Genomic DNA, 26722 nt, shown 5'->3' with positions numbered 1-26722 from the left:
GCCCATGCTCAGGCATAGCCTTACCCTCCTGCTGTGTGCTGTGCTGGCTTGCCTGAGCATTGCCACACGGGCGGACGACGTCGCGGCCACCCCGCTCACCCTGTTCAGCCGTGCCGAGCCAATCGCCATGAAACTGCCCCTGACCCCGGCTCAGCGACTGTGGATCAAAGGCAAGGGCGAGTTACTGCTGGGAACTTCGGCGCCGGATTACCCGCCCTTCGACATGACCGCCAGCGGGCGCGACTACGAAGGCTTGACCGCCGACTTCGCCGGCCTGATCGGCTCGGCCCTGGGCTTGCCGATCAGGGTGCAACGCTACGCCACCCGCCAGGAGGCGGTGAAAGCCCTGGCTCAAGGCCAGATCGACCTGCTGGGCAGCACCAACGGCTACGAGGCAGCCACGCCCGGCATCGCCCTGTCCATCCCCTATGCCGTGGATCAACCGGTACTGGTGACCCGCGAGAACGAAGTCCGCCCCCTGGACACCGGCCTGGCAGGCCTGCGCCTGAGCATGGTCTATCACTACCTGCCAATGGATGAGGTACTGGCCAATTACCCTGACGCCACCATCCAGTCCTACCCCTCCTACCAGAACGCACTGAACGCCGTGGCGTTCGATCAGGCCGACGTCTTTCTGGGCGACACCATCTCGACCCACTACCTGATCAATCAAGGCCACCTGCAGAACGTCAAGATGGCCAACTTCGGTAAACATGAGCCGGTCGGTTTCAGCTTCGCCGTGCAGCGCAGCAACCAGATGCTCCTGGAGCTGATCAACGCCACCCTCGACGCGGTGTCCAGCAGTACGCGGGAAAGCCTCTTCAAACGCTGGAGCGCCGGTAGCGATGTACTGCTGACCGACCGCAAACTGCAGCTGTCACAACGCGAAGAGCGCTGGCTGAGCGGCCATCCGGTGGTGCGGGTGGTGGTCAACGAAACCGCCGCGCCACTGACCTTCTTCGACAGCGCCGGCAACTTTCGCGGCATTGCCGCCGACCTGCTGGAACTGATCCGCCTGCGTACCGGCCTGCGTTTCGAAGTGCAGCGGGCCAGTGGAATCAGTGACATGATCGACCGCCTCAACCATGATCAGGCGGATGTCATCGCGGCGATCTCACCCAGCCCGCGTCGTGCCGGAACCCTGGCGATCAGTCGGCCTTATCTGGAAAACTCCTACGTACTGTTGACGCGCAAGGGCGCTGACCAGCCCGATTCCCTGGAGCAGATGACAGGCCGACGCCTGGCCCTCACTCGCGACAGCCCCTTGTTCGATGATTTGCGCCAGCGCTTCCCGGGCATCCAGCTGGTCGAGACGGAGAGCACCTTCTACTCCACCTCGCTGCTGGCCAGCGGGCACGTCGATGCGGCCATCACCGCCTTGATCAACGCCAATTTCAGCCTGGCTTCCCAGCGCGACCTGATGATCCGTTCCTCGGTCGGCGCCGAACCCGCCACCTTCGCCATGGCCACTGCCCGGGGCGCCCAGGAACTGGCGTCGATCCTCGACAAGGCATTGCTCAGCATCGCGCCGGAAGAGCTGGGCATCATCAACAGTCGCTGGCGTGGTTACAGCACAGAAACAGACGCCTACTGGCAAAAGTACCAGCGACTGATCCTCCAGGTGGTCCTGGGCACCAGCCTGTTGCTGCTGCTGTCACTGGCCTGGAATGCCTGGATGCGCCGCCAGATCAAGCAACGCGAGGCCGCCGAACGGGCCCTGAACGATCAGCTCGAATTCATGCGCGCCCTGCTCAACGGTACGCCGCATCCGATGTACGTGCGTGATCGCGGCGGCTTGTTGCAGAGTTGTAACGACAGTTATCTGGAAGCGGTAGAAGCGCAGCTTCACGATGTACTGGGTAAAAGCATCCAGGACAGCACCCTGGGCGACAGCTGCTATGCCAGCCAGATACAGGCCGATTACCAGAAGGTCATGCGCGAAGGGATCCCGTTGATCGTTGATCGGCCTTTGCTGCTCAAGGAACGTGAACTGACCATCTACCACTGGATCCTGCCTTACCGTGACTCACTCGGCGAGGTGCAGGGCATTATTGGCGGCTGGATCGACATCAGCGAGCGCCGCCAACTGATCCAGGACCTGCGCCTGGCCAAGCAGCGGGCCGATGACGCCAATCGCGCCAAGAGTGTCTTCCTGGCGACCATCAGCCACGAGATCCGCACACCGATGAACGCCATCATCGGCATGCTCGAACTTACCCTCACCCGCGGCGACCAGGGGCATATCGATCGTCCGGCCATTGAGGTTGCCTACAACTCGGCCAGAGAACTGCTGGCCTTGATCGGCGATATCCTCGACATGGCGCGCATCGAGACCGGGCACCTGAGCCTGGCGCCTGAACCGGTCAACCTGGCGGAACTGGTGGAATCGGTCGGCCGCGTGTTCGATGGCGTGGCCCGACAGAAGGATTTGCACCTGAGCCTCGAGATTGCCCCCCAGGCCCGCTGTGAGGTGCTGCTCGACCCTTTGCGCTTCAAGCAGATCCTGTCGAACCTGGTCAGCAACGCGATCAAGTTCACCGAGCAGGGCCAGGTCACCGTGCACCTGACCCTGGAACCGGGCCCCGCGCCCGACCAGCCCATCCTGCAGGTAACGGTTCAGGACAGTGGCATCGGTATTCGCGCAGATGACCAGCAGCGCCTGTTTCTGCCCTTTGCCCAGGCCAATCCGGACAGCAATCTGGCCCGTAGCGGCACTGGCCTTGGGCTGGCCATCAGCCATGACCTGTGCCAGTCAATGGGTGGCAACCTGACCTTGCACAGCGTGTTCGGCCAGGGCACCCGCGTGTGCATCAGCATGCCGTTGACCCTGCTGGCCGAAACCTCCAAGCCGGCCCCTGCGGCGCCGCTCCCCAATGCCGTGCTGCCGCCGTTGCGAGTGCTGGTCATCGATGACCATCCGGCCAACCTGCTGCTGATCGCCCAGCAACTGAACTTCCTGGGACTGGAACATGCCAGTGCCGAAAACGGTCTCAGCGGCCTCAGCGCCTGGCACCAGGGCCACTTCGACGTGGTGATCGTCGACTGCAACATGCCACAGATGAATGGCTACCAGTTTGCCGAAGCGGTGCGGGACCACGAGCGTCAGTATCAATGGCCAGCGTGCACCATCCTCGGCTACACCGCCAACGCCCAACCGGAAGTGCGCGAGCGCTGCCAACAGGTCGGTATGGATGACTGCCTGCTCAAACCCATCAGCCTCAACGCCTTGGGTCAGCGCCTGGCGCAAGCACCCCAGGTGCAGGCGCGCCGCCAGACAGCCGCGCCGATGCCGTTCGACCTGCAGGTTCTGGAGCCGGTGGTGGGTGACAGCGTGCACGATCTGCACCAGTTGCTCAAAGAGCTGTTGCGCAGTTTCAAACGCGACCGCGCCTTGCTCAAGGCTATCGATCCACTCAAGGACGCGCTGCAACTGAGGAACCAGGCGCACAAGATCCTCGGCCCGGCACGGATCATTCAGGCCAACGGCTTGATCAAGGCCTGCGAGCAACTGGAAGCCGATTGCCAGGCCAGCCAGGCGGCGCCTGTACTGGAGCGGCGCCAACGCCAGGTGGTCAGCGTCATGGGCGCCCTGGAAGAAGCGTTGCAGAAGTATCTACACGAACAACCAGCGCAACCGCTTGGATCCCGCGGGAATGCCTGAACAGGCGGCGGGGCTGAAACGAAAACGGCGGCCACTGGGGCCGCCGTTTCATCGGAATCAGGAAGCCGGGTTGATCGGCTTTTCCGGATACCAGGCATCCAGCAGCGGGCTGACTTCGATCTTGGTCAGCTCGTTACGGCCTTTGAGCCAGCTTTCAACAGCTGCGCGCTGCTCTGGAGTGACCGAGCCACGCTCGGCCTTGCAGACCAGACCGAAGTCGTCGCCGCCAACATAGTCCAGACCATTGGCATCCATGGCTTCTTCGAGGAAAGCATCGAGGAAGGCATCAATGGTTTCGTCGGACAGATCTTCCTTGAAACCCAGGTTCAGCTCAAAACCCAGCTCCTGGAATTCATCCACGCAGAGTTTTTTGCGCAGACGGCGGGAACGGTTAGTGGCCATGAAACAATCCTCTTGAGTATTAACGCGCGGCACTTTAGCAGTTTCGCCGGGCCCTTGCCGGAATAAAAGCCGATAAGCTGCAGTGTGATCCTGTATTCACAGGCCCATGGGCGTTCGGCTTGGGGCATAATGCGCGCTATATTTTTCCGTATCGGGGCCTTCACCTTTTTTCGCTCCGTTTTTTTCACCCCTCGCTCGCAGGGTTTTATCGCACATGATCAGATCTCTTCGCCCTCTTCTGCTTGCCGGCCTGCTGATGCCGCTGGCGCTTTCCAGCCACGCGGCTGCGGTCAACACCACGCTTTCGCCAAAAGTGCAGCAGGCATTGAAAACCAACAAACTGCAGGACTCGGCCCTGTCGCTGGTTATGCTGCCGCTCAACGGCCCGGGTACCCCGACCGTGTTCAATGCCGATGTCTCGGTCAACCCGGCCTCGACCATGAAGCTGGTCACCACCTACGCCGCCCTGGAAATGCTCGGCCCAACCCACCAGTGGAAAACCGAGTTCTACAGCGACGGCCCGCTGCGCAATGGCGTGTTGCAGGGCAACCTGTACCTCAAGGGCGGTGGCGACCCGAAACTGAACATGGAAAAGCTCTGGCTGCTGATGCGCGACCTGCGCGCCAACGGCGTGCAGACCATCAGCGGTGACCTGGTGCTCGATCGCAGCCATTTCGTCCAGCCGCAATTGCCGCAGTTCAACGACGACGGCGGTGATGAAAACAAGCCCTTTCTGGTCAAACCCGACTCGCTGCTGATCAACCTCAAGGCCTTGCGCTTCGTTGCCCGCAACGACGGTGGCAAAGTCCTGGTGTCGGTCGAGCCGCCGATCGCCAACATCCGCATCGACAACCAGGTCAAGGCAGTCAATTCCAAGCAGTGCAGCGGTGACGTGCGCTACAACCCGGTGGTACAGGCCGACGGCGTCAGCGTCGTGGTCAGCGGCCAGCTGGGCGATGGCTGCAACTCGCAGACCTACTTGTCGCTGCTCGATCACCCGTCCTACGCCGCCGGTGCCGTGCGCGCCATCTGGAACGAGCTGGGCGGCAGCATCCAGGGCCGCGACCGGGTCGACAACGTCCCGAAGAACGCCCGCCTGCTGGCCCGCGCCTTCTCCCCGGACCTGGTGGAGATCATCCGCGACATCAACAAATACAGTAACAACACCATGGCCCAGCAGCTGTTCCTGAGCCTGGGCGCGCAGTTCCGTACCGATGCCGATGGCGACGACGCCCGCGCCGCCCAGCGTGTGGTGCGCCAGTGGCTGGCGAAAAAAGGCATTACCGCGCCGCACCTGATCATGGAAAACGGCTCGGGCCTGTCCCGCGCCGAACGGGTCAGCACCCGGGAAATGGCCGCCCTGCTGCAGGCCGCCTGGAACAGCCCGTACGCCGCCGAGTTCATCAGCTCGATGCCGCTGGTGGGGATGGACGGCACCATGCGCAAGCGCCTCAAGCGCACTGCCATGACCGGTGAAGCGCACATCAAGACCGGCACCCTGAACACCGTCCGCGCCATCGCCGGTTTCAGCCGCGACAGCAACGGCAATACCTGGGCAGTAGCCGCGATCCTCAACGATCCGAAACCCTGGGGTGCCTCGGCAGTGCTCGACCAGGTCCTGCTCGACCTGTACCGCCAGCCGAAACTGGTCAACCGCACCGCCGCCGTTCAGCCCTGAGCCTGGCTCAGGGCAGTTCGCTCTCGACCCGGTCGCGGCCAGCCTGCTTGGCCGCGTAAACCCCCGAGTCGGCACGCAGCAGCAAGGCATCGGCGCCCTCCCCCGGGCGCCAGCCGGCCACACCGAAACTCGCCGTGACCACACCGACACCGTCCACCGCCACGCTGCGCAGGCCCTGCCAGAGCTCCATGGCCAGGGTGTAGGCCTGCCCGGCATTGCTGCCCGGGCACAAGACCATGAACTCCTCGCCGCCCAGACGGCAGAACACGTCGGTACGGCGCAGGCGATGATTGATGCGCTGGCACAGGCTGCGCAACACATGATCGCCCACAGCATGGCCGTAGAGGTCGTTGATCCGTTTGAAGTGGTCGATGTCCAGCATGATCACGGCCAGGTCCTGATTGTCGCGCTGGGCCCGCTCGAGCTCGGCTTTGAGCCGCTCCTGAAAGTAACGACGGTTGTGGATGCCGGTCAGCGCGTCGGTCACCGACAGTGCCCGCAGCTCCTCCTCGACGCGTTTCAGATCGGAGATATCCGTCAGGTAGCCATGCCACAAGGTACCGCCCTGATCGGCCGGCTCCGGTGTAGCTTCACCGCGTATCCAGCGCATCCCGGCCACCGGCAGCAGCACTCGGTACTCTTCACGCCAGGGCGTCAGGTGATCGGCGGAATAGCGGATCGAAGCACGCAACTGCGCCAGGTCGTCGGGGTGAATGCGCTCGAACACCGCCGTAGCGTCCTCGCGCAGGCGCTGCGGATCTATCTCGTAGATGTCGCGCAAGCCCTCGCTGGCGTAGCTGAAGCAGGAACTGCCGTCGGGATCGAGGCGAAACTGATAAATGCCGCCAGGCACCTCGGCGCTGAGTTTTTCCAGTAGCCGGTCACGGGCCGCCAGCGCCTCGTGCACGCGCTTGCGTTCAGTCACGTCGATACAAATGGCCAGGTGCCCGACCCACAGGCCGTGCTCGTCGAGCACCGCGGTAACCAGCATATTGGCCAGCAGGTGGCTGCCATCCTTGCGCAACAGGGTCCACTCGCCCGGTTCGCTCTCGCCCTCCTGGACCGTCTCGGCAAACATCGCCTGAGCCGGACTGACCTCACGGCCGTAGCGCTGGCTCAACGCCCGCGCACGCGTCTGCAGCTCCTGCGGCGATATCAGATCTTCAAGGGTCAGCTGGCCGATGACCTCAGCACTGTGATAGCCGAGCATGCGTTCGGCACCGGCGTTGAAGGTACTGATCACCCCGCGCAGACTGGTGGCAATGATCGCCACCTGGGTGGCGGCATCCAGCACGCTGCGCAGTTGGCTGTGGGTATCACGCAGGGACTGTTCGCTGACGCGCAACTCGGCGGTACGCTGCTCGACCAGGGTCAAGGCCCGCTGGCGCTGGCCGAACAGGCTGAACAGCAAGGCACTGAGCAACAGGCTGAGCAAGCCGCCGAGCAGCACCACGGCGTTGACCGCCGAGGAGCGGTTGGCGTCCATGAACGCCAGGCTGGGCTGGATATCCAGTTGATAGTCATGATCGGCCAGGCGCAACAGGTGGCTGGCGGCCAGATCAGTGTCGGCGCCTTCATTGCCGGACTGGAACAGCACTTCATGCTGGCCTTGCCCGGACAGGTCGAGAATGCGCACCATCAGGTTGTCCTGGCTCGGGCTGGGCAGACCTTCGGCCATCAACTGCTGCAAGCTGATCACCGCCAATACATAGCCGTCGGGGGACGTTGCAGCGTTGCCCGGGGCAAATACCGGTGCAACCATCAGCACCCCGCGCGCGTAGGCCGGGTCGACATTGGTCAGGTTAAGGGGCGCCGAGACGGCCATGCTGCCCGGTTGCCGGGCGCGATCGAGGGCAGCCTGACGCAGCGGCTGGGACAGCATATCCAGCCCCAACGGCTGGGCCTGGCGGCTCAGGGCCTGGGTGTAGAAAACCGGATAATAGAGCGCCCGTTGCGTAGCGACCTGCAAAGTGCCGGCGTCATCGAGTTCGTAGATTGCAAAGGGTTTGCCCAGGAGCTGCGCCGCACTTTGTTCGAATGCAGCACGCGTCTCGCCAGCCACCCGCGGCGCCCAGGCATAGGCCTGGGTGCGGTACAGCAAGGGCTGGGCATAGCCGTTGAACTCGGCGAGGGTAACGCTGGAGGAGAACACGAAAAAACGGCGCAGGCCATCAAGACGCTGCACCTGATCCTCGAAGCGTTCTTCGATACGGCTGTAACGCTCACTGGCCAGCAGTTCGAAACGTTGCCGCAACTGCTGGCGGTACAGGTCATGGGTCGCCAGCGCCAGCAGCGCTGTCAACAGGCTGCCGGCCACAAACGCCACCCCGGCCACCAGCCAGGCGGAAACCTCTTCGCTGACAAAGCCGAGCATCTTCGGACGAGCGGCGTGCATCGACATAGAAAGCACTCAAAACGCCAGCGTCCAGCGGATCGCAGGCTCTGATTGAGTTATAGCCATTAGCCATTAACGAAGCAATCATCGCCCGCGACAATCAGCCGATCAGCGCGCCTGAATTTTCCATGCCCGGTGAATCTTGCTGTTACGGGCAAAATCCGGGTCCAGGGTCTGGGCGGTGATCTCTTCCACGGCATAGCGTTCAGCCAGGTTTTCGTCGAGCTGGAACTTGCGGAAGTTGTTCGAGAAGTACAGCACACCGCCCGGCGCCAGACGCGCTACGGCCAGGTCGAGCAACTCGACATGATCGCGCTGCACGTCGAACACCCCTTCCATGCGCTTGGAGTTGGAGAAGGTCGGCGGGTCGATGAAGATCAGCTCGTACTCGTCGCGACAGGCTTGCAACCAGGCCATGACATCGCCCTGCTCCAGTCGGTTCTTGTCCGAGAAACCGTTGAGCGACAGGTTGCGCCGCGCCCAGTCCAGGTAGGTTTTCGACAGGTCGACGCTGGTGGTGCTGCGCGCGCCCCCCTTGGCCGCATGCACACTGGCGGTGGCGGTGTAGCAGAACAGGTTGAGGAAGCGCTTACCGGCCGCTTCACGCTGAATGCGCAAGCGCATCGGACGGTGATCGAGGAACAGGCCGGTGTCCAGGTAATCAGTGAGGTTGACCAACAGTTTGACGCCGCCCTCCTGCACCTCCAGGAACTGGCCCTGGGTGCTTTGGCGCTCGTATTGGCGGGTACCGGTCTGGCGCTCGCGGCGCTTGACCACCACCCGGCTCTGGTCGATGCCCAGGGCTTGCGGAATCGCTGCCAGGGCGTCGAACAGACGCGCCTGGGCTTTCTCCGGGTCGATCGAACGCGGCGCGGCGTATTCCTGCACGTGCACCCAATCCTGATACAGGTCGATGGCCAGGGCGTACTCGGGCATGTCGGCATCGTACAGGCGATAACAGCTGACGTTGTCGCGCTTGGCCCACTTGCCCAATTGCTTGAGGTTCTTTTGCAGGCGGTTGGCGAACATCTGCCCGCCTTCGCTCAAACGAGCCGGCTCGCTGGCCACGGCTGCGGGTGAACGCTGCTCGGCAGCTTCGCCGTTGCGCTCCGGCTGACGGCGCTCGCCGGTAACAAACTGGTCCGGCTGGACCTTGATCAGCAGCAGCTTGCACGGCAAGGCGCCGTTCCAGAAAGCGTATTGCTTGTGGCTACGGATACCCATGCGCTTGCCCAGGTCCGGCGCGCCAGTGAACACCGCCGCTTCCCAGTTCAGGCAGGCCTGGCGCAGACGCTCGCCAAGATTCTGGTAGAGGTACAACAGGCTGGCTTCATCGCCCAGGCGCTCGCCGTATGGCGGGTTGCAGATCACCAGGCCTTTCTGGTTCTGGTCCGGGCGCGGCTCGAAGCTGCCGACTTCGCCCTGGTAGATCTTCACCCAGTCGCTCAGGCCTGCGCGCTCAACGTTGTTGCGCCCCGGCTGGATCAAGCGCGGGTCGGCTTCATAACCACGGATCCACAACGGTGGACGGGCCAGGCCAGCTTCGGCGCGGGCCAGCGCTTCATCATGGAGTTTGCGCCACAGTGCTGGCACGTGGCCGAGCCAGGCGCTGAAACCCCAACGTTCGCGGCGCAGGTTCGGTGCGATATCGGCGGCGATCATTGCCGCTTCGACCAGGAAGGTCCCGACACCGCACATCGGGTCGGCCAGGGCACCGCCTTCGGCAGCAATACGTGGCCAGCCGGCACGGATCAATATCGCCGCCGCGAGGTTTTCCTTCAGTGGCGCGGCGCCTTGCTGCAGGCGGTAACCGCGCTGGTGCAGGCTGTGGCCGGACAGGTCCAGAGACAGGATCGCCTCACCGCGTTCCAGGCGCAGGTGCACGCGCAGGTCAGGGTTGAGCTTGTCCACCGACGGGCGTTCGCCGCTGCTGGTGCGCAGTTTGTCGACGATCGCGTCCTTGACCTTCAAGGCGCCGAAATGGGTGTTGTCGATACCCGAGCCGTGGCCGCTGAACTCAACTGCCAGCGAACCGCTGGCTTCCAGGTGATCCTGCCACTCGACTTCATTGACGCCGTCGTAGAGATCGTCGGCGTTTTTCATGTTGAAGCGCTTGAGCACCAGCAGCACGCGGTTGCCCAGGCGCGACCACAGGCACAGCCGGTAGGCGGTTTCCATGTCGGCGCTGCCGCGAATCGCCGAAGTGTGCTCGCGCACTTCTTCCAAGCCGAGGCCGCGGGCTTCTTCGGCAAGCAGGCCTTCAAGGCCTTTGGGACAGGTGAGGTAAAGTTCGAAACGGTCCGACATGGGGTATCCAGAGCCTTGAGCAATAAAGTGGAAAGGCAAGCGCATCGCCCTTCCGATGTTTAATCGAACGCCTTTCCACAGCGTTCGAGTGGCGCTCTTTTAGCGCCGGGCCGCCCGCCAATCTGACTTTTGCCATGGGCTGAAAAGTCTTTGATTGCCGGGCAGAATGAAAAATTCAGGCAAAAAACCGGGGAAAATGACCCTTCGTCGTTTTACCTTCGTTGTTACAAATTATCACATAGCGATGGCCAGATGACTTCGCTATAGAGCAAACCCTGATCATAGCGGGCTTTGCGTCAGATCCTAATCAGACGCATTTATTTACTTATCCTCTGACCCTATGAAAGGTTACGTCCTTATGACAAAACGATCATTCACACTGTGTCGTGCATTGGTTAGAACTGGTCTCAGGTTGTCACCGCAACGGGGCAACACTTCCGCTCGCGACGCCGGCAGCGAGCGCAAACCGGCAGAACGATTCTGCCCGACCTTCTAGAGGTCGACGGGACATTACAGTCAACAAGTGAGGGCAACACCCTATGAGAAGACTTAAGCGTGATCCGTTGGAACGAGCATTTTCACGTGGCTACCAATATGGGGTCACCGGCAAATCCCGCGAGCTTTGCCCTTTTACTCTACCGTCTGTACGCCAGGCATGGATCAATGGCTGGCGCGAAGGACGCGGCGACAACTGGGACGGTATGACCGGCACTGCGGGTATCCATAGACTCAACGAACTTCACGCCGTTGGCTGAACGAGGAACTGAATCCGATTACCATGCGCGCCCCATCCGGGCGGCGGGCTAAGGCCCAGGGGCCCCTTGAGGGGGCCCTTTTTTATGCCTGCGGTTTCAGCGCGGCATGGCAGCGATGGCGTCCACCGCCTCGCGGATCAGGGCCGGGCCCTTGTAGATGAACCCCGAGTAGATCTGTACCAGGCTGGCACCGGCGGCAATTTTCTGCGCCGCATGCTTGCCTTCGGTAATCCCGCCTGCGGCGATGATCGGCAACTTGCCGCCCAACTCGCCGGCCAGCACCTTGACGATATGCGTGCTCTTTTCCAGCACCGGCGCACCCGACAGGCCACCGGCCTCGTCGCCATGCAGCAGGCCCTCGACGCCTTCACGGCCGAGGGTGGTGTTGGTGGCGATCACCGCGTCCATGCCCGATTCGACCAGGGCCGAGGCGACCAGCGCGGTTTCTTCATCGCTCATGTCCGGGGCGATCTTGATTGCCAGCGGCACATGCTTGCCGCGTTCGGTCACCAATTGCGAGCGGCGCTCGGCCAGGGCATCGAGCAGTTGCTTGAGCGAGTCGCCGAACTGCAGGCTGCGCAGGCCCGGGGTGTTCGGCGAGCTGACGTTGACGGTGATGTAGCTGGCCTGGTCGTAGACCTTGTCGAGGCAGATCAGGTAGTCGTCTACCGCGCGCTCGACCGGGGTGTCGAAGTTCTTGCCGATGTTGATGCCGAGGATGCCGCGGTATTTGGCTGCACGCACACGGTTGAGCAGGTTGTCGACACCCAGGTTGTTGAAGCCCATGCGGTTGATGATCGCCTCGGCTTCCGGCAGGCGGAACAGGCGCGGCTTGGGGTTGCCTGGCTGCGGACGCGGGGTGACGGTACCGATCTCGACAAAACCGAAACCCAGCTGGGCGAAGCCGTCGATGGCCGCGCCGTTTTTGTCCAGACCCGCCGCCAGTCCGACCGGGTTGGCGAAGTTCAGGCCCATGACAGTGACCGGCAAGGAGGCCGGCGCCTTGGTCAGCAGCCCGTTGAGGCCCAGGCGGCCACCGGCGCCGATCAGGTCCAGGGACAGGTCATGGGAAGTCTCCGGGGAGAGCTTGAACAGCAACTGGCGGGCCAGGGTATACATGGGCGGCGTGAACTCGGGTGGCGGCGAAGGGTTGGCGATTATAGCCGGGTGACCACCACTTCGGCGAGTTCGCCGGGTTGCAGGGCGTGGCTTTGATAGAACGGAGTCAGGATATACGTGGCCAGCAGCGCTCCGGCGCCGTTGGCCAGCCAGTAGTTCTGGCTGTCATTCAGGCCCATCGCGCCGATGTGCTGGGCGGTGGCCACGCCGGTGGAGTTGATGGCAAAGGCGGTCATGCGTGGGATGCCAGTGTTTTCCAGACGGGTAACGATTTGCCGCCAGCCGGGAACCTGCACTTCGTAGTTGAGCCTGAACGACTGCTCGTCGACTGCCTCATCGCGCCCGTGCATCCACGCCGAAAGCTCTTCATTGAGGGCAGGCTCAACGCTTTCGATCAAGCCATTGATCAAGGCCCCCACCAGGCCCGAATCCGTCCACAGCGCCGCGGCCCCGGCGGCGAACTGCAGGGCGCCATAGGCGATGCCATCGACCAGGTTGACCGGCAGGCTCAGCCCGGTATTGCTGCCAAGCCCGTGAAACGGCTGCAACAGGTCGCGACTGAGGCAATACAGGGCTACCGCCGGCGCCGATCCGGCCAACCCGGCGAAGATCGTCGCCGGCCCAGTAGCCAGGGCGGCGCCAAGAATCAGTGCCGAAACAGCGAGAAACGCGCCTTGGGAGGCAAGGTATGCGGGGGTTGCCGTGCCGTTGTAGAGGTGGTGCCCGGCAGCGGCGAGAGTCAACAACAAGGGCAACGCCGAGCAGGCGGCACCGGTGATGACCGCTGCCGAGCCTGACACGCCTTCGGCGACTGCAGCACTGAGCGCACTGCGGGCCATGGTCAGGGCGCAGACCGATGGCAGGTTGAAAGCGGTGGATACCGCCAGGTTGCTGAGTGGTCGCGGCAGGGTGTCCAGGGTTTCACGAAGTTGCGTTTGCAGGTAATGCGCCACGGCACCGATGCGTTGTGGCACGGTTTCCAACGACTGCCCCTGCTGATGAGTGAACACACTACTTTGCGAAACAACGCCGTCTGCCACAAAGGACTGTACTGCCTGGGCATCCTCCGCAGACACGCTGATTTGCTGCTCAAAGGTTTCAAGTGTCTGGAGGATATCGATGCAGACATTTTTCTCTTCAAGACTCAAAGGCGCTTGCGGACCCAGCAAGTCAATCGGGTCGAAATCCGCTGGCATATCGATGACAACATACTCTGATGTCGTTGGCTGCTCTGGAGCCTCGACCGGCACAAAGCTGGTTTGACTGGCACTGCTGACTGAATCAACCATTGGCACTACCTCTTTGTTGTTGATAAATGCGCGTGTTTACCACTCAACCTCTTCGCGACTGTCCTCGTCCCACTGCGGATTCATCGCCTGTTGCAAAAACGCCTTCATCTGCAACTCGAGACCGAATACCCGGGTATGCACACCGCGCATCTCCTGATACAGCAGATCCTCTTCCAGCCCGTCAGCCTTGAGCTGTTGCAAGACTTGCAAGACCACCGCCAACTGCGCGGCGACAGTCCGATAAGCCGGCCCGCCGCCCTGGCCGTCCGGCCAGTCGCGGATGCACTGGTACAACGCCTGTGCGCCCTGCCCTCCCAGGGTGCGCAACTGCTGGTACAAAGCGTCGAACTGCAGCGGCGCCTGGGACATTCGCGACGCCAGGGATTGCACCGCCTCTGTTACATGCGGCGACGCTGCTGGGGCCCCCTCAACTCGCATCCTGGCTTGCCTCCTCGCTCTGTTCGGACGTTGCCAACCAGCGCTGCAGGCTATCCGCCAGGGTCACCCGTGCGGCGTGATCCAGCTGGGTGTCTAGCCGTGCCAGGCCGTCGCAGCGCATCAGCACCCGCTCGGCCAGCTGCACTTCAATCACCTCGGGATGAAACTCCAGGGCCAGTTCACCCAGGTGCAGGCGATAATGGCTTTGCTGCTGGTAGTCGACCTGCAGCTCGCCCTGCCACTGGCGGCCCATTGCCCTCACGATTCGGGCGTGCGCGCCCTTGCTGTGCAGGGGCGCCTGCAATTGCAAGGGCTGGCCGATGTCGACGGCCGCTGCCGGCCAACCATCGACAAGCGCCTCGAGCCACTCGACCTGCCCAAACACCTCGCGCAGCAGGCCGCGCGTCGTCTCGATCAGTTCACGGCGCACTTGCTCGGCCAAGCGTTGGCTTTGCAGCAAGGCGTCAGCCAGGTCCTGCGCGGCGTGCAACACGCCCTCGGCATAACCCTGCTGCCTGGCCGCCTCACGCACTGCATGAGCGTGCTTGTGTGCCTCGGCGACCTGTTGCTTGGCCGCTTGCCGGGCCTGCTGTTCAAGGGCCTGGCAGTGTCGCGCCAGGGCCCGCTCGGCTGCACGGACCTGCACCGGATCCAGGCCCGGAAGTGCGTTTTCACAGCGCAATGAATCGAGCATGCTGTACGGCCATCCGTAAAAGTCCGTGGTCCGCTTGCGCTGCCGGCAGCTCGGCTTGGCGGGCAACCACATCGGTTGAGAACTGCAGGGCCAACCGCGCCTTCTCCGCCCGTGGCGAAGCCACCAGGGCGTCGGCAGGAAACATTTGCGCCACCTGCATTCTTGCCCTTGACGGCAGGCCGTACTGGGTCAACAGGTCAACCGCAGCCGGGAAATCCATCTGCGCGACCAGTACGGTGTAACCGCTCTTGCCGGTATCGACTTTCTGCACGGCAATGTTGTTGCGCTGCAGCAAGGCCACCACTTCATTGGCCTGCTGCTGATCCAGCCCCTGCAACAGCAACGGCTGGCGGCAGCCGAGCAAGAACAGGCAAAGCAACAACCCGAGCAGCCACCTCATGACTGGCGCAACAAGGTTTCGGCAGTGCCGACGACTTTGCGTACCAGGGTGTTGAGCAGATTGATATCGACGTTGTACTGCCCGGTCTGCTCCTGCAACTGCGCCAACACCTGCGGGCTGGTGATGTCGGGACGCTGCAACAGTTGCTCGATACCGGCTACATGCAGGTCGCTAGCCTGGGCCGACTCAGCGAAGGCTTGCAGCAAGCGGTCCTGCAAGGACACCGGAGCACTGTCAGCACCTTGGTGCAGCGCGTGAATCTGGCGCGGTGCAAGGCCGGCAATGGAATCGATAGCCATTGATGCAAATACTCCTGAATGAGTGACCAGCCACCGGGACGATCAACGAGCTGCCTGGATGATCGCCATGTCGATGTCCTTGAAGCCCTTGACCGTATTGGTCTGCGCATTGCGAAATACGGTGTAGGAAGAGAATGCCGCCTGATACGCGGCCAGCAATGTCGGGTCGGAAGCATCGGCCTGCAAGTCTTCCAGCGCTTTATCCAGGGCTTCTTTCAACCCCTGCGCGCCCTGCTCGAAGGCATCTGCCTGACGCCCGAGAAAATCATCATGAAACTGGACCGGATCTGAAATGCTGCGCATGGTTCAACTGCCTGTATGGGAGGAATGAAATTGCCAGGAGGTAGACGAGGATTTGATGTACCCCTGCTCGCCCGCCTGGTATGAAAGACCCTTGAGCCGGTCGTCCTGAAGGACGATGGAAAAGTGCACAAAGCCCGAGCCCCATTGCTGCTCGAATCGGCGAATGAAGCGCCGGGTCGCTTCCAGCTGGCTGTCCTGCAAGTTGCCCTCGATGCGCAATACTGTATCAGTACGGCGTGACTCCACCTCGTTACCATCTTCGATGTTCAGCGACATCTCGATTTCATCGCCCAAGGCAAAGCGTGGTAGCACGCTGACCAGGGTGCCATAGGTGACATGCTGCAGATCGACACTGCGCTCGCCAACCAACGGCGCATAGAAGGTGCGGTTGTTATCGAAGATCGCCGGGACGTTTTCCTGGGTCAGGATTACCGGCCGTGCCACCACATTGGCCAGGTCGCCACGGGCCAGGGCCGAGACCCGGGCGATGAACGACAGACCATCGAGGGTGGTGGCCGAGCCACCGTTGAGCGAGATGGAGAACTGCGTTCCGATGTTGACCTGCCCCTGCCAATCGATACCCAGCTGCTCCAGCGCCTCTTTCTGCAGATCGATGATCCACAGCGACAGCTCGACATGGCGCTTGGGCGTATCCAGCGCCTCGACCAGGTTTTCGATGAAACGCACCTGCTCGGGCAAGCCCTTGACCAGCAAACTGTTGGTATCCGGGTAGGCGACCACACGAATGTTCGCCGCGGCCATTTGCTCCGCGGGCAGGCGCACGCCCTCCCAGGCGTCCTCGATCAACTGCTCGTTCAGCGTCGAGGTCAGCATGCCCGGCGCCTGCTCGACTGAGCCGGGCTCGCCTCGCAGATCGACCCGGGCTTTTTCGTCGCGCAGCAGGTTTTCGATGACGCTGGCAATGCCCGGGATGCTGACAGACTGATCGCGCAGCTCATAGCGGCGATCCCCCACAAAGGTATTAAGCAGGTGAATCACCCCGACCTGCTGGCGCCCCAGCAGGATCTGCGACGGCTCCTGATCAACCATGGCCGCCGAGCGCTGGACCAGCTCGACATAGATCGGCGGCCCCGAGACATAAAACGTGCGCCGGCCATCGCCACGCAGTGGGTAGCGGGCATCAAGCAGGCCGGAGCGGCGCAAGAAGGCGCGCAAGCTGTCAACGCTGGTGTTCTGCAACGAGACCACCGCGCTCTTGAGTTCGGCGCTGTCATACAGGTAGATCGCCTGGCCGTCGCTGTACCAGATCAGGCCCATCTGCCGCACCACGCGATCAAACACCTGTTGCGCCGAGGTCATGGCGAAATCACCGGAGATACGCTTGCCGGCAGCCGCCTTGCTGACGATGATCGGCTTGCCCAGCGGCTCGGAGAGGGCGACGAAGAAACTGCGCAGGCTTTCTTCCCGCGCCCGGTAGCTGTCCGCATGCGCCATGGCGCTGTGAAACAGGCACAGCAGCAGGGTGCAGCACCAGATCAGCCCACGGCTGTCGAAACGCGCCACCCCGGTCATGGACGCAGGGTCCCGATGATATCGCCCAACTGGCTGGGCGCCACCCCCAGCAGCTCACGCACCTCCCGCGAAAAGTGCGAGGACGAACAGTACCCCTGATTCTGCGCGACTTCAGTCAACGAGCGCCCTTCACGGATGCTTTCCAGCAATGCCCGCGCTACCCTCCAACCGCGCAGAGCCGGCTTGGTCGCCCCGCCCAATGCCTGATGGCACAAGCGGCGAAAGTGCGACACCGACACGCCATAACGCCGGGCCAGCATCTGCAGGCTGTCCTGGCCAGTACCTTGCTCGAGCAGATAGCGGACCAACCAGTATTCCTCGCTGTTGCGCAAGGCTGTGGCAAAGCGTTCGAAGCCGAGGCTCGCAGCCAGCGCTTGCTGGATGTACCAGGACTCAAGCAGCTGGGTATCCCGGATCACATCAAATGCCAACGGCAAGCAGGCAGCCGCGGAGCTGGTCACGGGCTGGTGCTGCGCGACCTCGCCCTGGTCAATGAACACCTGCAGCCTGGTCAGGGACTGGCAGCGGACGACTCGAAGATCTGCCGGCAGGCCATTGAACCGACTGTGAGCGGTAATCGCCAGCAACCCCTGCCAACCTGGCGCCACGCTCGATTGCGTTCCCCCCTGCTGCCAGCGCAGCGGATGACGGCCAACCGTTACGTGCCAGACCCCTTCGGCCAGGTACTCGTTCAGTTCAAGTGACAGGAGCGGCTGAGACACCATGGCCTCCTTGGGCATCGACAGGTGGAAAGCTCGCCACAGTGCGCCAGCGCAGCCCGGCAATCCTGATGGAAAGCTGATGGGCCCTGGCACAGGCCTTGCTCCAGAAGCACAACACACAGGAGAACTTCACAGATGCCGAGCGCCAATCCGCTGGCCTGGGTCCATGGCAGTGACGCACCGGAGAAACCGCTACTGGAGCTGGGCTTCATGGCGCTTACCGATTGCGCCCCGCTGGTGGTCGCCGCCACCCAGGGCTTCGCCCAAACCTACGGCCTGAGCCTGAACCTCAGGCGCCAGAGCTCCTGGGCCAGCCTGCGCGACAAACTGCTCAACGGCCAACTGGACGCCGCCCACAGCCTGTACGGCCTGATCTACGCCCTACAACTGGGCATCGACGCCAGCGGCGCCACCGACATGGCCGTGCTGATGGGCCTGAACCAGAACGGTCAGGCCATCAACCTGTCGCCGGCCCTGCTGCGCCATGGCGTGACCAGTGGTGAAGCACTGCGGCGCTTCGTGCACCAAAGCAGGACAAAACTCACCTTTGCCCAGACCTTTCCCACTGGCACTCATGCCATGTGGCTGTATTACTGGCTGGCCAGCCACGGTATCCATCCACTACACGACGTCCACAGCGTCGTGGTGCCACCCGCGCAGATGCTGGCTCACCTGCAGGCCGGACGCATCGATGGTTTCTGCGTCGGTGAGCCCTGGTCGGCGGGCGCCGTCGAACAGGCGCAGGGCTTTACCCTGGCCACCAGCCAATCGATCTGGCCCGATCATCCGGAAAAGGTCCTGGGCTGCACCCGGGCCTTCGTCGAGCAGCACCCGAACACTGCCAGGGCCTTGGTCATGGCGGTATTGGCCGCCAGTCGCTTTATCGAACAGAGCTGCGAGAATCGCCGCAACACCGCGCAACTGCTCAGCGGCAAGGCCTATCTCGACGCCCCGTTGACCCATATCGAGCCACGCCTGCTGGGCCACTATCAGGATGGGCTGGGTAACCAATGGCAGGATCCGCACGCCTTGCACGTGCACGATGACGGGCGGGCCAACCTGCCCTACCTGTCCGACGGCATGTGGTTCATGACCCAGTTCCGGCGCTGGGGCCTGCTGCGCGACGACCCCGACTACCTCGGCGTCGCCCGTGCGGTTCAGCAACGCGCGTTGTACCGCGATGCGGCCACAGCGATTGGCGTGCCCTGTGCCGATACGCAAATGCGCAGCAGCCAACTGATCGATGGCCGCCACTGGGACGGCAGCGATCCTGGCGCATATGCCCGCAGTTTCTCTTTGCATGCGCTGGCCGAAATGCCTGCTGCACTCACCCGCCCCTGAAGGAGACGCAAGCATGCTGCGAATCCTGTTGATCGACGACACCGCGAAAAAAGTCGGTCGCCTCAAGGCCGCCCTGGTCCAGGCCGGCTTCGAGGTGATCGAAGAGTCGGGCCTGACCATCGACCTGCCGGCGCGCGTCGAAACGGTGCATCCGGACGTGGTGCTGATCGATACCGAGTCACCGGGCCGTGATGTCATGGAGCAGGTGGTACTGGTCAGCCGCGACCGGCCGCGGCCGATCGTCATGTTCACTGACGAGCACGACCCCGGCGTGATGCGCCAGGCCATCCAGGCCGGGGTCAGCGCCTACATCGTCGAAGGCATCCAGGCCACGCGGCTGCAGCCAATCCTTGACGTGGCCATGGCCCGCTTTGAAAGCGACCAGGCGCTCAAGGCCCAGCTGCAGGCCCGCGACCAGCAACTGGTGGAGCGCAAGCGGATCGAACTGGCCAAGGGTCTGTTGATGAAAATGAAGGACTGCAACGAAGAACAGGCCTACACCCTGATGCGCCGCCAGGCCATGAGCAAGCAACAAAAGCTGATCCAGGTGGCCGAGCAGATCATTGCCATGAGCGATTTGCTCGGCTGAGAGATTGTGGCCCGGCTCTTGCTATCACCAGAGGACAGGTAGCCAACGGCGGTTGCCCCCTTCACGACAAAGACGTCGCACCCCCACTCGCGCAAGCGGGTCGGGTGGCGACGTCTTTTTCGTTTCCGTCCCTGTTCAACGAGGTGTTCGATGAATACGAGTTTCTGGAAGTCCGGGCATGTCCCCACCCTGTTCGCCGCCTTTCTGTATTTCGACCTGAGCTTCATGGTCTGGTACCTGCTTGGTCCGCTGGCGGTGCAGATCGCCGCCGACCTGCAACTGACCACCCAGCAGCGGGGGCTGATGGTGGCTACGCCGATCCTTGCCGGGGCGATCCTGCGCTTTGTCATGGGCCTGCTGGTGGACCGGCTGTCACCCAAGACTGCCGGGCTGATCGGCCAGGTGATTGTCATCGTCGCGCTGTTCTGTGCCTGGCGCCTGGGTATCCACAGCTACGAACAGGCCTTGTTGCTCGGGGTATTCCTCGGCGTTGCCGGGGCCTCGTTTGCCGTTTCGCTGCCGCTGGCCTCGCAGTGGTACCCGGCGCAGCACCAGGGCAAGGCCATGGGCATCGCCGGCGCCGGCAACTCCGGCACCGTGTTCGCCGCCCTGCTGGCCCCGGCCCTGGCCGCAGGTTTTGGCTGGAACAACGTGTTCGGCTTCGCCGTGATCCCGCTGCTGCTGACCCTGGTGCTGTTCAGCCTGCTGGCGCGCAATGCCCCCGAACGGCCCAAGCCCAAAGCCCTGGCCGATTACCTCAAGGCCCTGGGCGACCGTGACAGCTGGTGGTTCATGTTCTTCTACAGCGTCACCTTCGGCGGCTTCATTGGCCTGGCCAGTGCCCTGCCCGGCTACTTCAACGACCAGTACGGCCTGAGCCCGGTGACCGCCGGCTACTACACCGCCGCCTGCGTATTCGCCGGTAGCCTGATGCGCCCGTTGGGTGGCGCCCTGGCTGATCGCTTCGGCGGTATCCGCACCTTGCTGGCGATGTACAGCGTCGCCGCCATCTGCATTGCCGCCGTCGGCTTCAACCTGCCCAGCGCGGTGGCTGCCCTGGCCCTGTTCGTCAGCGCCATGCTCGGCCTGGGTGCCGGCAACGGCGCCGTGTTCCAGCTGGTGCCGCAGCGCTTTCGCCAGGAAATCGGCGTGATGACCGGATTGATCGGCATGGCCGGCGGCATCGGCGGTTTCCTGCTCGCCGCGGGCCTGGGGACGATCAAGCAACACACCGGCGACTATCAGTTGGGTCTATGGCTATTCGCCAGCCTCGGCATCCTTGCCTGGTTCGGTCTGCACGGCGTCAAGCAGCGCTGGCGCACCACCTGGGGTTCGGCGGCGGTGACCGCGGCGCGGGTCTGAGGATTACCCCATGAACCTGCAACTGAGCTTTGCCCAGGCCAGCGCCAGCGGCCCCCGGGAGGAAAACCAGGACGCCCTGCGCCTGGTGACCCCCAACCCGGAACTGGCCGCCAGCAAAGGCTACCTGTTCGCTCTCGCCGATGGTGTCAGCCAGTGCGCCGACGGTGGCCTGGCGGCGCGGGCGAGCCTGCAGGCGCTGGCCCTGGACTACTACGCCACGCCGCCCACCTGGGGCGTGGCCCAGGCCCTGGACCGCCTGCTGCTGGCGCAAAACCGCTGGTTGCGCGCTAACGGCGGCGGCCAGCCGTTGCTGACCACCCTCAGCGCCCTGGTGTTGCGCGGGCGACGCTTCACCCTGGCGCATGTCGGCGACTGCCGGATCTACCGCTGGGCGGCAGGGCAACTGCAACGCATCAGCGAAGATCACGTCTGGGACCAACCGGGCATGCAGCACGTGCTCAAGCGAGCTCTGGGCCTGGACCAGCACCTGCAGGTCGACTATCTGGAAGGCGACCTGCAGAGCGGCGAATGCTTCGTACTGCTCAGCGATGGCGTCTGGGCCAGCCTCAGCGAAGCGCAGATCAGGGCTGTGCTGCGTGAACAGATCGACCTGCAGGATGCCGCCCAGACCCTGGTGAGCTCAGCCCACCACAGCGGCAGCCAGGACAACGCCAGCGCGCTGCTGGTACGGGTCGAGCAACTGGGTGCCAGCAACCTTGGCGATTCCCTGGCGCAACTGCAACAGTGGCCGTTGCCGGTCGCCCTGCGCAGCGGGCAGTTGATTGACGGCTGGCGGGTCGAACAACAGTTGGGCCACAGCCGCCAATCCTTGCTGTACCGCGTACTGGACCATCAGCAACAGGCATGGCTGCTGAAAACCCTGCCTGCCGAGCGCAAGGACGAACCCGGTGCGCAGCAAGCCCTGCTGCTCGAAGAATGGTTCATGCGCAGGGTGGCCGGGCGCTATTTCCCCGAAGTGCACCCGGCCAGCCAGCGTCAGCACCTGTACTACCTGATGCGCGAATACCCGGGCCAGACCCTGGCGCAGCTTTTCGCCCGCAGCGGCCCTTTGCCGCTGGCCCAATGGCAGTCACTGGCCCAGCAACTGCTGCAGGCGGTGGGCCTGCTGCACCGGCGCAATATCCTCCATCGGGACATCAAGCCGGAGAACCTGCACCTGGGCGATGACGGTCAACTGCGCCTGCTGGATTTCGGCCTGGCCTTCTGCCCGGGGCTCTCCGAAGACCGCGCCCATGAGCTGCCAGGCACGCCATCGTTCATTGCCCCCGAAGCCTTCGAAGGCACGCCGCCCAGCGCGCAGCAAGACCTGTACAGCGTTGGCGTGACGCTGTTCTACCTGCTCACCGGCCACTACCCCTATGGCGAAATCGAGGCTTTCCAGCGCCCGCGCTTCACCCAGGCGGGCAGCGCCGCACGTTATCGCCCAGACCTGCCCGAATGGCTCGAACACAACCTCGCCCAGGCGCTGGTGGCCGATCCACAGCAACGCTTTGAAACCGCCGAGCAATGGCTGTTGCTGCTTGAACAAGGCGAACGCCAGCCGTTGAGTGTGCGCCCGCGGCCACTGCTTGAACGCGAACCGCTGAAGGTCTGGCGCGGCCTGGCGCTGCTGTCCTTGTTACTCAACCTGATCCTGCTGATCAGCCTGCTAAAAGGCTGACGGCACCCTTTGCCGATGAGGAAAATTCTATGCATGCGAAAGTCTGGCTGATTGGTGCCGGCCCCGGTGATCCGGAGCTTTTGACCCTCAAGGCGGTCCGCGCCCTGGCCGAAGCCGAAGTCGTGCTGATCGATGACCTGGTCAACCCGCAGATCCTTGAACACTGCCCGCAGGCGCGAGTAATTGCCGTGGGTAAACGCGGTGGTTGCCGCTCCACGCCGCAAGCCTTCATTCAGCGCCTGATGCTGCGTTACGCCCGCCAGGGCCGCTGCGTGGCCCGCCTCAAGGGCGGTGATCCGTGCATCTTTGGCCGCGGCGGCGAAGAGGCAGCCTGGCTGCAGGCCCATGGCATCGAAACCGAGCTGGTCAACGGCATTACCGCCGGCCTGGCCGGCGCGACCCAATGCGGCATCTCGCTGACCTTGCGCGGCGTCAGCCGTGGCGTGACCCTGGTCACCGCCCACACCCAGGATGACAGTCCGTTGAACTGGCAGGCGCTGGCCCAGGGCGGTACCACCCTGGTGGTGTACATGGGCGTGAGCAAACTGGAAGAGGTGCAGCAGGGCTTGCTGGCAGGTGGCCTGGCGGCGCAGACGCCGGTGGCCATGATCGAGAACGCCTCGCTCCCCCAACAGCGCGAGCAACGCAGCAGCCTGGCGCAGCTGTGCCTGGATGCCGCCCGCTTCAAGCTGAGCAGCCCGGCGATCCTGGTGATCGGTGAGGTGGCGGCAGCGGACAGTGCGGCGCTGATGCAACTGACAGCCTGAATCGCAGGCAAAGAAAAGCCCGGCCTAGGCCGGGCTTTTCAGTAGGGCTTGGACCAATTACTTGGCTTGGGCTTCTACTTGTGCTTCTACGCGACGGTTAACAGCGCGACCAGCGTCGGTGGCGTTGTCAGCAACCGGACGGGTTTCACCGTAGCCAACCGACTCAACGCGAGTCGACTCAACACCGTACTCGTTGGTCAGAACCTGTTTAACGGCGTTTGCACGACGCTCGGACAGCTTCTGGTTGTAAGCGTCAGGACCGACGGAGTCAGTGTGACCTTCAACAGTGGTGGTGGTCTGTGGGTACTGCTTCATGAAGTCAGCCAGGTTCTTGATGTCGCCGTAGCTGTTTTGCTTGACGACCGACTTGTCGAAGTCGAACTTGACGTCCAGCTCAACACGTACGACTTCAGCAACAGCTGGGCAGCCGTCAGCGTCAACGGTAACGTTGGCAGGGGTGTCAGGGCACTTGTCGACGTTGTCGCAGACGCCATCGTTGTCGCTGTCGGAGCAGACTTCAGCAACTGGAGCAGGAGCGGCTTCAACCTTGCCACCGCTACCACCGAAGTTCAGACCCAGACCAACGGTCGGACCCCACTCGGTGTTGCCGTTGTCGATGTTGTACATGGCTTCAACGCCGGCACGGGCGAAGAACATGTCGGTGATGTACCACTTGGCGCCAGCGCCAACGTTGGCGAAGGTGGAGTGGTCACGGCCGCCGCGCTCAGCCTGGCCCAGGCTCTCGTGAGCGAAACCAGCCGAAACGTAAGGACGCAGAGCGTCGCCGACGGTACCGAAGTGGTAGGTAGCGTCCAGCTTGGCCTTGGAACCTTTGATGTCTTTGTTGAAGACTTCGCCACGAGCGTTGTGAGTCTCGTTGTAGCCCAGGTCCAGGGACAGGTCGTCGGTCAGGAAGTAACCGAGGCGAACACCAGGATTGGTGCCAGTGTTCTTGAAATTGCGCTCGCTGTCGTAGTACTGCTTGGTAACGTTGCCTTCAATTTCGACTGCGCCTTGGCCTTGTGCCAGAGCGCCGAAGGAAGTTGCGGCTACAAGAGAACCAATGGCCAAGCCCAAGGTGTTTTTCAATTTCATCCGTTAAATCCCCATCTGGTGATAGTTAAGCAGTCCCACCAACATCCGGGGGACAACTCGACGGCAAGTCTAGCAGAACTTGCCGGTACGTTAGAGATATTTGCGCGCCACTAAGTTTCAGTGAGGCCCGCAAATTTCTCACGTAGCTTGTCAAGCGCACGCTTGTACCGCATTTTCGTTGCGCTCAGGCCCATATGCATGATATCGGCGATTTCCTGAAATTCCAGTTCTGCGACAAATCGAAGCACCAGAATCTCGCGGTCAATCGGATTGACATGCACTAGCCATTTGTCCAGCCCGCCTTTCTCTTCCGGTTTTGGCGCCTTCTCTTCCGAGGCCTCCTCGAGTGGATCAAGACTCAAGGCATCCATCAGTCGACGTTTGCGCCGCTCCTTGCGGTACTGGGTGATGCATTCGTTGTAGGTGATGCTGTAGAGCCATGTCTTGAACTTCGATTTGCCCTCGAAGTTCTTCAGCCCATAGAGCACCTTGAGCATCACCTCCTGACAGACATCGTCAGCGTCCCGATCGTTCCCTAAATAACGCGCACAGACGTTAAAAAGAGTTCGTTGGTAGCGGCGCATGAGCTCCTCATACGCGCGAGTAACATGAAACAGCTCCTCATGCGAACGCGCCACCAACTCCTCATCGGTGAGCTCGCGGGGGTCGTAACGCATGGGCAGCGAGTGAACTTTATTCAAAACGGATCTGGCCGACAGTCAGGTCAATGTCGCCGCATACCCCTGCCTGGGGTATTTTTGCGGCGGCATACATTAGCAGGATTTGCCCGGTTAGCGGCTATTGACTCGCTGCTCGAGCAAAATCCGGTTGGACAACGACACCAGCTCGCCGTCGTCGGTCAGCAGGGTCGTCTTGACCGTGCCGATCTCCTCGATCTGCCCTTCGACCTCTCCAATCCGCACTTGTTGGCCCACTTGATAAAGCTCACGCACGTAAATTCCGGCGAGAATCTGCCCGGCAATTTCCCGGCTGCCCAGGCCCATGGCCAGCGCCACGGCCAGACCAACGGTAATCAAACCGATGACGATCACGTGATTGAGCAAGTCGGTCTTGACCTCGAGCTGGCTGATTGCCACCGAGATACTGATAATAATGACCAGGCCCTGGGCGATCCGCCCTACGCCAGCGGCGTATTCCAGGCCGATGCCTTCGGCGGCGCCGCGCACCAGGCCGTTGACCAGTTGCGCCAGCAATACGCCCGCCAGCAGCACCAGCGCCGCGCCGAACACTTTCGGCAGGTACAGGGCAAGCATGTCGAGTGTGGCCGAGACGCGCTCAAGCCCCAGGGACTCAGCGGCGGAAACAAGGAAAATCAGCAGCACGAACCAGTAGACGATCTTGCCGATCAGGGTCGAGATCGGCACCTGGATGCCGACCCGGCTGAGCATCTTGGTCAGGCCGGTGCCGCCCATCAGGCGATCCAGGCCGAGCTTGGCCAGCAGTTTCGACAGCAGGGTGTCGAGCAGCTTGGCCACGACGAAACCCAGCAGCACCACAACCAGAGCGCCGAACAGGTTGGGGATAAAGTTCGCCACTTTGGTCCACAACGCTGTCATCGCGGTGACCAGGCTCTGGGTCCAGAGATCAAGTTCCATATTCAATCGGCCTTATCAGCTTTACGAACGGTAGCGTTACGGCGCACCGGCGCAACATGCGCCGAGCCATTGTTCACGGCAATCATCAGCGCCTGGCTCCAGCGGCCCAGCAGGCTGAACAGATCGCCCGCGCCAACCTGGCGGTTGGCGGTTTTCAGGACCCGGCCCAGGCAGGCATCGTCGTCGCGGTCCTGGCCGGACGGCGATGCCTTGAGCAGGTCTCGCAGGGATTCTTCAAACGGATCGTGCATGGGCACCTCGCGCAATATCTGTCAA

General features: G+C 62.6%; 23 protein-coding genes and 1 pseudogene. 8 read left to right on the top strand and 16 right to left on the bottom strand.

The genetic code is table 11. The features are described from left to right. Nucleotides 1-4 precede the first annotated feature (4 nt). Nucleotides 5-3661: a transporter substrate-binding domain-containing protein gene (locus CCOS864_RS09310; protein WP_115086045.1), complete on the top strand. Its 3657-nt coding sequence runs from the start codon at nucleotides 5-7 to the stop codon at nucleotides 3659-3661. Nucleotides 3662-3718: 57 nt separating this feature from the next. Here CCOS864_RS09310 and CCOS864_RS09305 read toward each other — a convergent pair whose 3' ends face one another. Further along, nucleotides 3719-4063 (bottom strand): YggL family protein, encoded by a 345-nt coding sequence (locus CCOS864_RS09305; protein WP_115086044.1) that lies wholly within the window; start codon nucleotides 4061-4063, stop codon nucleotides 3719-3721. Between the two features lie 214 nt (nucleotides 4064-4277). Here CCOS864_RS09305 and dacB point away from each other — a divergent pair, with 214 nt between their 5' ends. Continuing rightward, nucleotides 4278-5741, top strand: a complete 1464-nt coding sequence (dacB, locus tag CCOS864_RS09300; RefSeq protein WP_115086043.1) for a D-alanyl-D-alanine carboxypeptidase/D-alanyl-D-alanine endopeptidase — start codon at nucleotides 4278-4280, stop codon at nucleotides 5739-5741. A gap of 7 nt (nucleotides 5742-5748) precedes the next feature. Here the strand turns inward: dacB and CCOS864_RS09295 are convergent, their stop codons facing one another. Together CCOS864_RS09295 and rlmKL are read right to left on the bottom strand one after the other, a co-directional pair. Then, on the bottom strand, nucleotides 5749-8142 hold the full coding sequence (locus CCOS864_RS09295; RefSeq protein ID WP_115086042.1) for a sensor domain-containing diguanylate cyclase: 2394 nt from the start codon (nucleotides 8140-8142) through the stop codon (nucleotides 5749-5751). A 102-nt stretch (nucleotides 8143-8244) separates the two neighbouring features. After that, nucleotides 8245-10443, bottom strand: coding sequence for a bifunctional 23S rRNA (guanine(2069)-N(7))-methyltransferase RlmK/23S rRNA (guanine(2445)-N(2))-methyltransferase RlmL (gene rlmKL, locus CCOS864_RS09290; RefSeq protein WP_115086041.1), 2199 nt, complete (start codon nucleotides 10441-10443; stop codon nucleotides 8245-8247). A gap of 539 nt (nucleotides 10444-10982) precedes the next feature. On the opposite strand from rlmKL, the gene rmf reads away from it, so the two are divergent. Further along, entirely contained in the window at nucleotides 10983-11198 is a 216-nt protein-coding gene (rmf, locus tag CCOS864_RS09285; RefSeq protein ID WP_010223328.1) for a ribosome modulation factor, read from the top strand. A 96-nt stretch (nucleotides 11199-11294) separates the two neighbouring features. Here rmf and CCOS864_RS09280 read toward each other — a convergent pair whose 3' ends face one another. The 9 genes and pseudogenes from CCOS864_RS09280 to CCOS864_RS09240 all read right to left on the bottom strand — a co-directional run bounded on the left by CCOS864_RS09280 (nucleotide 11295) and on the right by CCOS864_RS09240 (nucleotide 17995). After that, complete coding sequence (locus tag CCOS864_RS09280) at nucleotides 11295-12317, bottom strand: quinone-dependent dihydroorotate dehydrogenase (protein ID WP_115086040.1); 1023 nt, start codon at nucleotides 12315-12317, stop codon at nucleotides 11295-11297. 38 nt (nucleotides 12318-12355) lie between these two features. Next, entirely contained in the window at nucleotides 12356-13513 is a 1158-nt protein-coding gene (locus CCOS864_RS09275; protein WP_208644365.1) for a hypothetical protein, read from the bottom strand. Nucleotides 13514-13642: 129 nt separating this feature from the next. Continuing rightward, nucleotides 13643-13975 (bottom strand): hypothetical protein, encoded by a 333-nt coding sequence (locus CCOS864_RS09270; protein ID WP_115086038.1) that lies wholly within the window; start codon nucleotides 13973-13975, stop codon nucleotides 13643-13645. A 58-nt stretch (nucleotides 13976-14033) separates the two neighbouring features. After that, nucleotides 14034-14738 carry a hypothetical protein gene (locus CCOS864_RS09265; RefSeq protein ID WP_115086037.1) on the bottom strand — a complete coding sequence of 235 codons (705 nt, stop codon included), beginning with the start codon at nucleotides 14736-14738 and terminating at the stop codon, nucleotides 14034-14036. 91 nt (nucleotides 14739-14829) lie between these two features. Further along, a pseudogene (locus CCOS864_RS09260) lies at nucleotides 14830-15138 on the bottom strand (EscJ/YscJ/HrcJ family type III secretion inner membrane ring protein); the annotation flags it as partial. After that, nucleotides 15135-15437 (bottom strand): type III secretion system inner rod subunit SctI, encoded by a 303-nt coding sequence (gene sctI, locus CCOS864_RS09255; protein WP_115086035.1) that lies wholly within the window; start codon nucleotides 15435-15437, stop codon nucleotides 15135-15137. The gene sctI and the pseudogene CCOS864_RS09260, both read right to left, overlap by 4 nt. A gap of 42 nt (nucleotides 15438-15479) precedes the next feature. Continuing rightward, nucleotides 15480-15740 carry a type III secretion system needle filament subunit SctF gene (gene sctF, locus CCOS864_RS09250; RefSeq protein WP_115086034.1) on the bottom strand — a complete coding sequence of 87 codons (261 nt, stop codon included), beginning with the start codon at nucleotides 15738-15740 and terminating at the stop codon, nucleotides 15480-15482. A gap of 3 nt (nucleotides 15741-15743) precedes the next feature. Beyond that, on the bottom strand, nucleotides 15744-17273 hold the full coding sequence (gene sctC, locus CCOS864_RS09245; protein WP_115086033.1) for a type III secretion system outer membrane ring subunit SctC: 1530 nt from the start codon (nucleotides 17271-17273) through the stop codon (nucleotides 15744-15746). After that, nucleotides 17270-17995 (bottom strand): helix-turn-helix domain-containing protein, encoded by a 726-nt coding sequence (locus CCOS864_RS09240; RefSeq protein WP_244211891.1) that lies wholly within the window; start codon nucleotides 17993-17995, stop codon nucleotides 17270-17272. Before CCOS864_RS09240 ends, sctC begins: the two co-directional genes overlap by 4 nt. Before the next feature lie 135 nt (nucleotides 17996-18130). Between CCOS864_RS09240 and CCOS864_RS09235 the strand changes: the two genes are divergently transcribed. The 5 genes from CCOS864_RS09235 to cobA all read left to right on the top strand — a co-directional run bounded on the left by CCOS864_RS09235 (nucleotide 18131) and on the right by cobA (nucleotide 23735). Beyond that, nucleotides 18131-19336, top strand: a complete 1206-nt coding sequence (locus tag CCOS864_RS09235; protein WP_115086031.1) for a CmpA/NrtA family ABC transporter substrate-binding protein — start codon at nucleotides 18131-18133, stop codon at nucleotides 19334-19336. Nucleotides 19337-19349: 13 nt separating this feature from the next. Next, a complete protein-coding gene (locus CCOS864_RS09230) occupies nucleotides 19350-19925 on the top strand; it encodes an ANTAR domain-containing response regulator (RefSeq protein WP_115086030.1) in 576 nt (191 codons plus the stop codon). 150 nt (nucleotides 19926-20075) lie between these two features. Beyond that, nucleotides 20076-21287, top strand: a complete 1212-nt coding sequence (locus CCOS864_RS09225) for a nitrate/nitrite transporter (protein WP_115086029.1) — start codon at nucleotides 20076-20078, stop codon at nucleotides 21285-21287. Between the two features lie 10 nt (nucleotides 21288-21297). Then, nucleotides 21298-22968: a bifunctional protein-serine/threonine kinase/phosphatase gene (locus tag CCOS864_RS09220; protein WP_115086028.1), complete on the top strand. Its 1671-nt coding sequence runs from the start codon at nucleotides 21298-21300 to the stop codon at nucleotides 22966-22968. 29 nt (nucleotides 22969-22997) lie between these two features. Continuing rightward, the gene (gene cobA / locus CCOS864_RS09215) at nucleotides 22998-23735 is read left to right on the top strand and encodes a uroporphyrinogen-III C-methyltransferase (RefSeq protein WP_115086027.1); all 738 of its coding nucleotides are present in this window, start codon (nucleotides 22998-23000) and stop codon (nucleotides 23733-23735) included. Nucleotides 23736-23792: 57 nt separating this feature from the next. Here the strand turns inward: cobA and CCOS864_RS09210 are convergent, their stop codons facing one another. From CCOS864_RS09210 to CCOS864_RS09195, 4 genes are all read right to left on the bottom strand, one after another. Then, the gene (locus CCOS864_RS09210; RefSeq protein ID WP_115086026.1) at nucleotides 23793-24830 is read right to left on the bottom strand and encodes an OmpA family protein; all 1038 of its coding nucleotides are present in this window, start codon (nucleotides 24828-24830) and stop codon (nucleotides 23793-23795) included. A 110-nt stretch (nucleotides 24831-24940) separates the two neighbouring features. Further along, nucleotides 24941-25507, bottom strand: coding sequence for an RNA polymerase sigma factor SigX (gene sigX / locus CCOS864_RS09205; RefSeq protein WP_010223317.1), 567 nt, complete (start codon nucleotides 25505-25507; stop codon nucleotides 24941-24943). A gap of 114 nt (nucleotides 25508-25621) precedes the next feature. Beyond that, complete coding sequence (locus tag CCOS864_RS09200) at nucleotides 25622-26446, bottom strand: mechanosensitive ion channel family protein (protein ID WP_038994250.1); 825 nt, start codon at nucleotides 26444-26446, stop codon at nucleotides 25622-25624. 2 nt (nucleotides 26447-26448) lie between these two features. After that, a complete protein-coding gene (locus CCOS864_RS09195; protein ID WP_115086025.1) occupies nucleotides 26449-26697 on the bottom strand; it encodes a CrfX protein in 249 nt (82 codons plus the stop codon). Between the last annotated feature and the right edge of the window lie 25 nt (nucleotides 26698-26722).

The organism is Pseudomonas wadenswilerensis, assembly GCF_900497695.1.
In the GTDB taxonomy this organism is placed as follows: domain Bacteria; phylum Pseudomonadota; class Gammaproteobacteria; order Pseudomonadales; family Pseudomonadaceae; genus Aquipseudomonas; species Aquipseudomonas wadenswilerensis.
The sequence above is the reverse complement of the archived record's forward strand: the minus strand, read 5'-3'. Positions and strand labels throughout refer to the sequence as shown.

What these genes read in the sequence shown, in the direction of transcription:
- sigX (WP_010223317.1), bottom strand. Translation starts at nt 25,507, where the DNA reads ATGCGTTACGACCCCCGCGAGCTCACCGATGAGGAGTTGGTGGCGCGT.
- CCOS864_RS09295 (WP_115086042.1), bottom strand. Translation starts at nt 8,142, where the DNA reads ATGTCGATGCACGCCGCTCGTCCGAAGATGCTCGGCTTTGTCAGCGAA.
- CCOS864_RS09220 (WP_115086028.1), top strand. Translation starts at nt 21,298, where the DNA reads ATGAACCTGCAACTGAGCTTTGCCCAGGCCAGCGCCAGCGGCCCCCGG.
- rlmKL (WP_115086041.1), bottom strand. Translation starts at nt 10,443, where the DNA reads ATGTCGGACCGTTTCGAACTTTACCTCACCTGTCCCAAAGGCCTTGAA.
- cobA (WP_115086027.1), top strand. Translation starts at nt 22,998, where the DNA reads ATGCATGCGAAAGTCTGGCTGATTGGTGCCGGCCCCGGTGATCCGGAG.
- CCOS864_RS09230 (WP_115086030.1), top strand. Translation starts at nt 19,350, where the DNA reads ATGCTGCGAATCCTGTTGATCGACGACACCGCGAAAAAAGTCGGTCGC.
- CCOS864_RS09200 (WP_038994250.1), bottom strand. Translation starts at nt 26,446, where the DNA reads ATGGAACTTGATCTCTGGACCCAGAGCCTGGTCACCGCGATGACAGCG.
- CCOS864_RS09210 (WP_115086026.1), bottom strand. Translation starts at nt 24,830, where the DNA reads ATGAAATTGAAAAACACCTTGGGCTTGGCCATTGGTTCTCTTGTAGCC.
- CCOS864_RS09305 (WP_115086044.1), bottom strand. Translation starts at nt 4,063, where the DNA reads ATGGCCACTAACCGTTCCCGCCGTCTGCGCAAAAAACTCTGCGTGGAT.
- sctF (WP_115086034.1), bottom strand. Translation starts at nt 15,740, where the DNA reads ATGCGCAGCATTTCAGATCCGGTCCAGTTTCATGATGATTTTCTCGGG.
- sctC (WP_115086033.1), bottom strand. Translation starts at nt 17,273, where the DNA reads ATGACCGGGGTGGCGCGTTTCGACAGCCGTGGGCTGATCTGGTGCTGC.
- CCOS864_RS09265 (WP_115086037.1), bottom strand. Translation starts at nt 14,738, where the DNA reads ATGCTCGATTCATTGCGCTGTGAAAACGCACTTCCGGGCCTGGATCCG.
- CCOS864_RS09270 (WP_115086038.1), bottom strand. Translation starts at nt 13,975, where the DNA reads ATGTCCCAGGCGCCGCTGCAGTTCGACGCTTTGTACCAGCAGTTGCGC.
- sctI (WP_115086035.1), bottom strand. Translation starts at nt 15,437, where the DNA reads ATGGCTATCGATTCCATTGCCGGCCTTGCACCGCGCCAGATTCACGCG.
- CCOS864_RS09195 (WP_115086025.1), bottom strand. Translation starts at nt 26,697, where the DNA reads ATGCACGATCCGTTTGAAGAATCCCTGCGAGACCTGCTCAAGGCATCG.
- dacB (WP_115086043.1), top strand. Translation starts at nt 4,278, where the DNA reads ATGATCAGATCTCTTCGCCCTCTTCTGCTTGCCGGCCTGCTGATGCCG.
- CCOS864_RS09225 (WP_115086029.1), top strand. Translation starts at nt 20,076, where the DNA reads ATGAATACGAGTTTCTGGAAGTCCGGGCATGTCCCCACCCTGTTCGCC.
- CCOS864_RS09235 (WP_115086031.1), top strand. Translation starts at nt 18,131, where the DNA reads ATGCCGAGCGCCAATCCGCTGGCCTGGGTCCATGGCAGTGACGCACCG.
- CCOS864_RS09275 (WP_208644365.1), bottom strand. Translation starts at nt 13,513, where the DNA reads ATGCCAGCGGATTTCGACCCGATTGACTTGCTGGGTCCGCAAGCGCCT.
- CCOS864_RS09310 (WP_115086045.1), top strand. Translation starts at nt 5, where the DNA reads ATGCTCAGGCATAGCCTTACCCTCCTGCTGTGTGCTGTGCTGGCTTGC.
- CCOS864_RS09280 (WP_115086040.1), bottom strand. Translation starts at nt 12,317, where the DNA reads ATGTATACCCTGGCCCGCCAGTTGCTGTTCAAGCTCTCCCCGGAGACT.
- rmf (WP_010223328.1), top strand. Translation starts at nt 10,983, where the DNA reads ATGAGAAGACTTAAGCGTGATCCGTTGGAACGAGCATTTTCACGTGGC.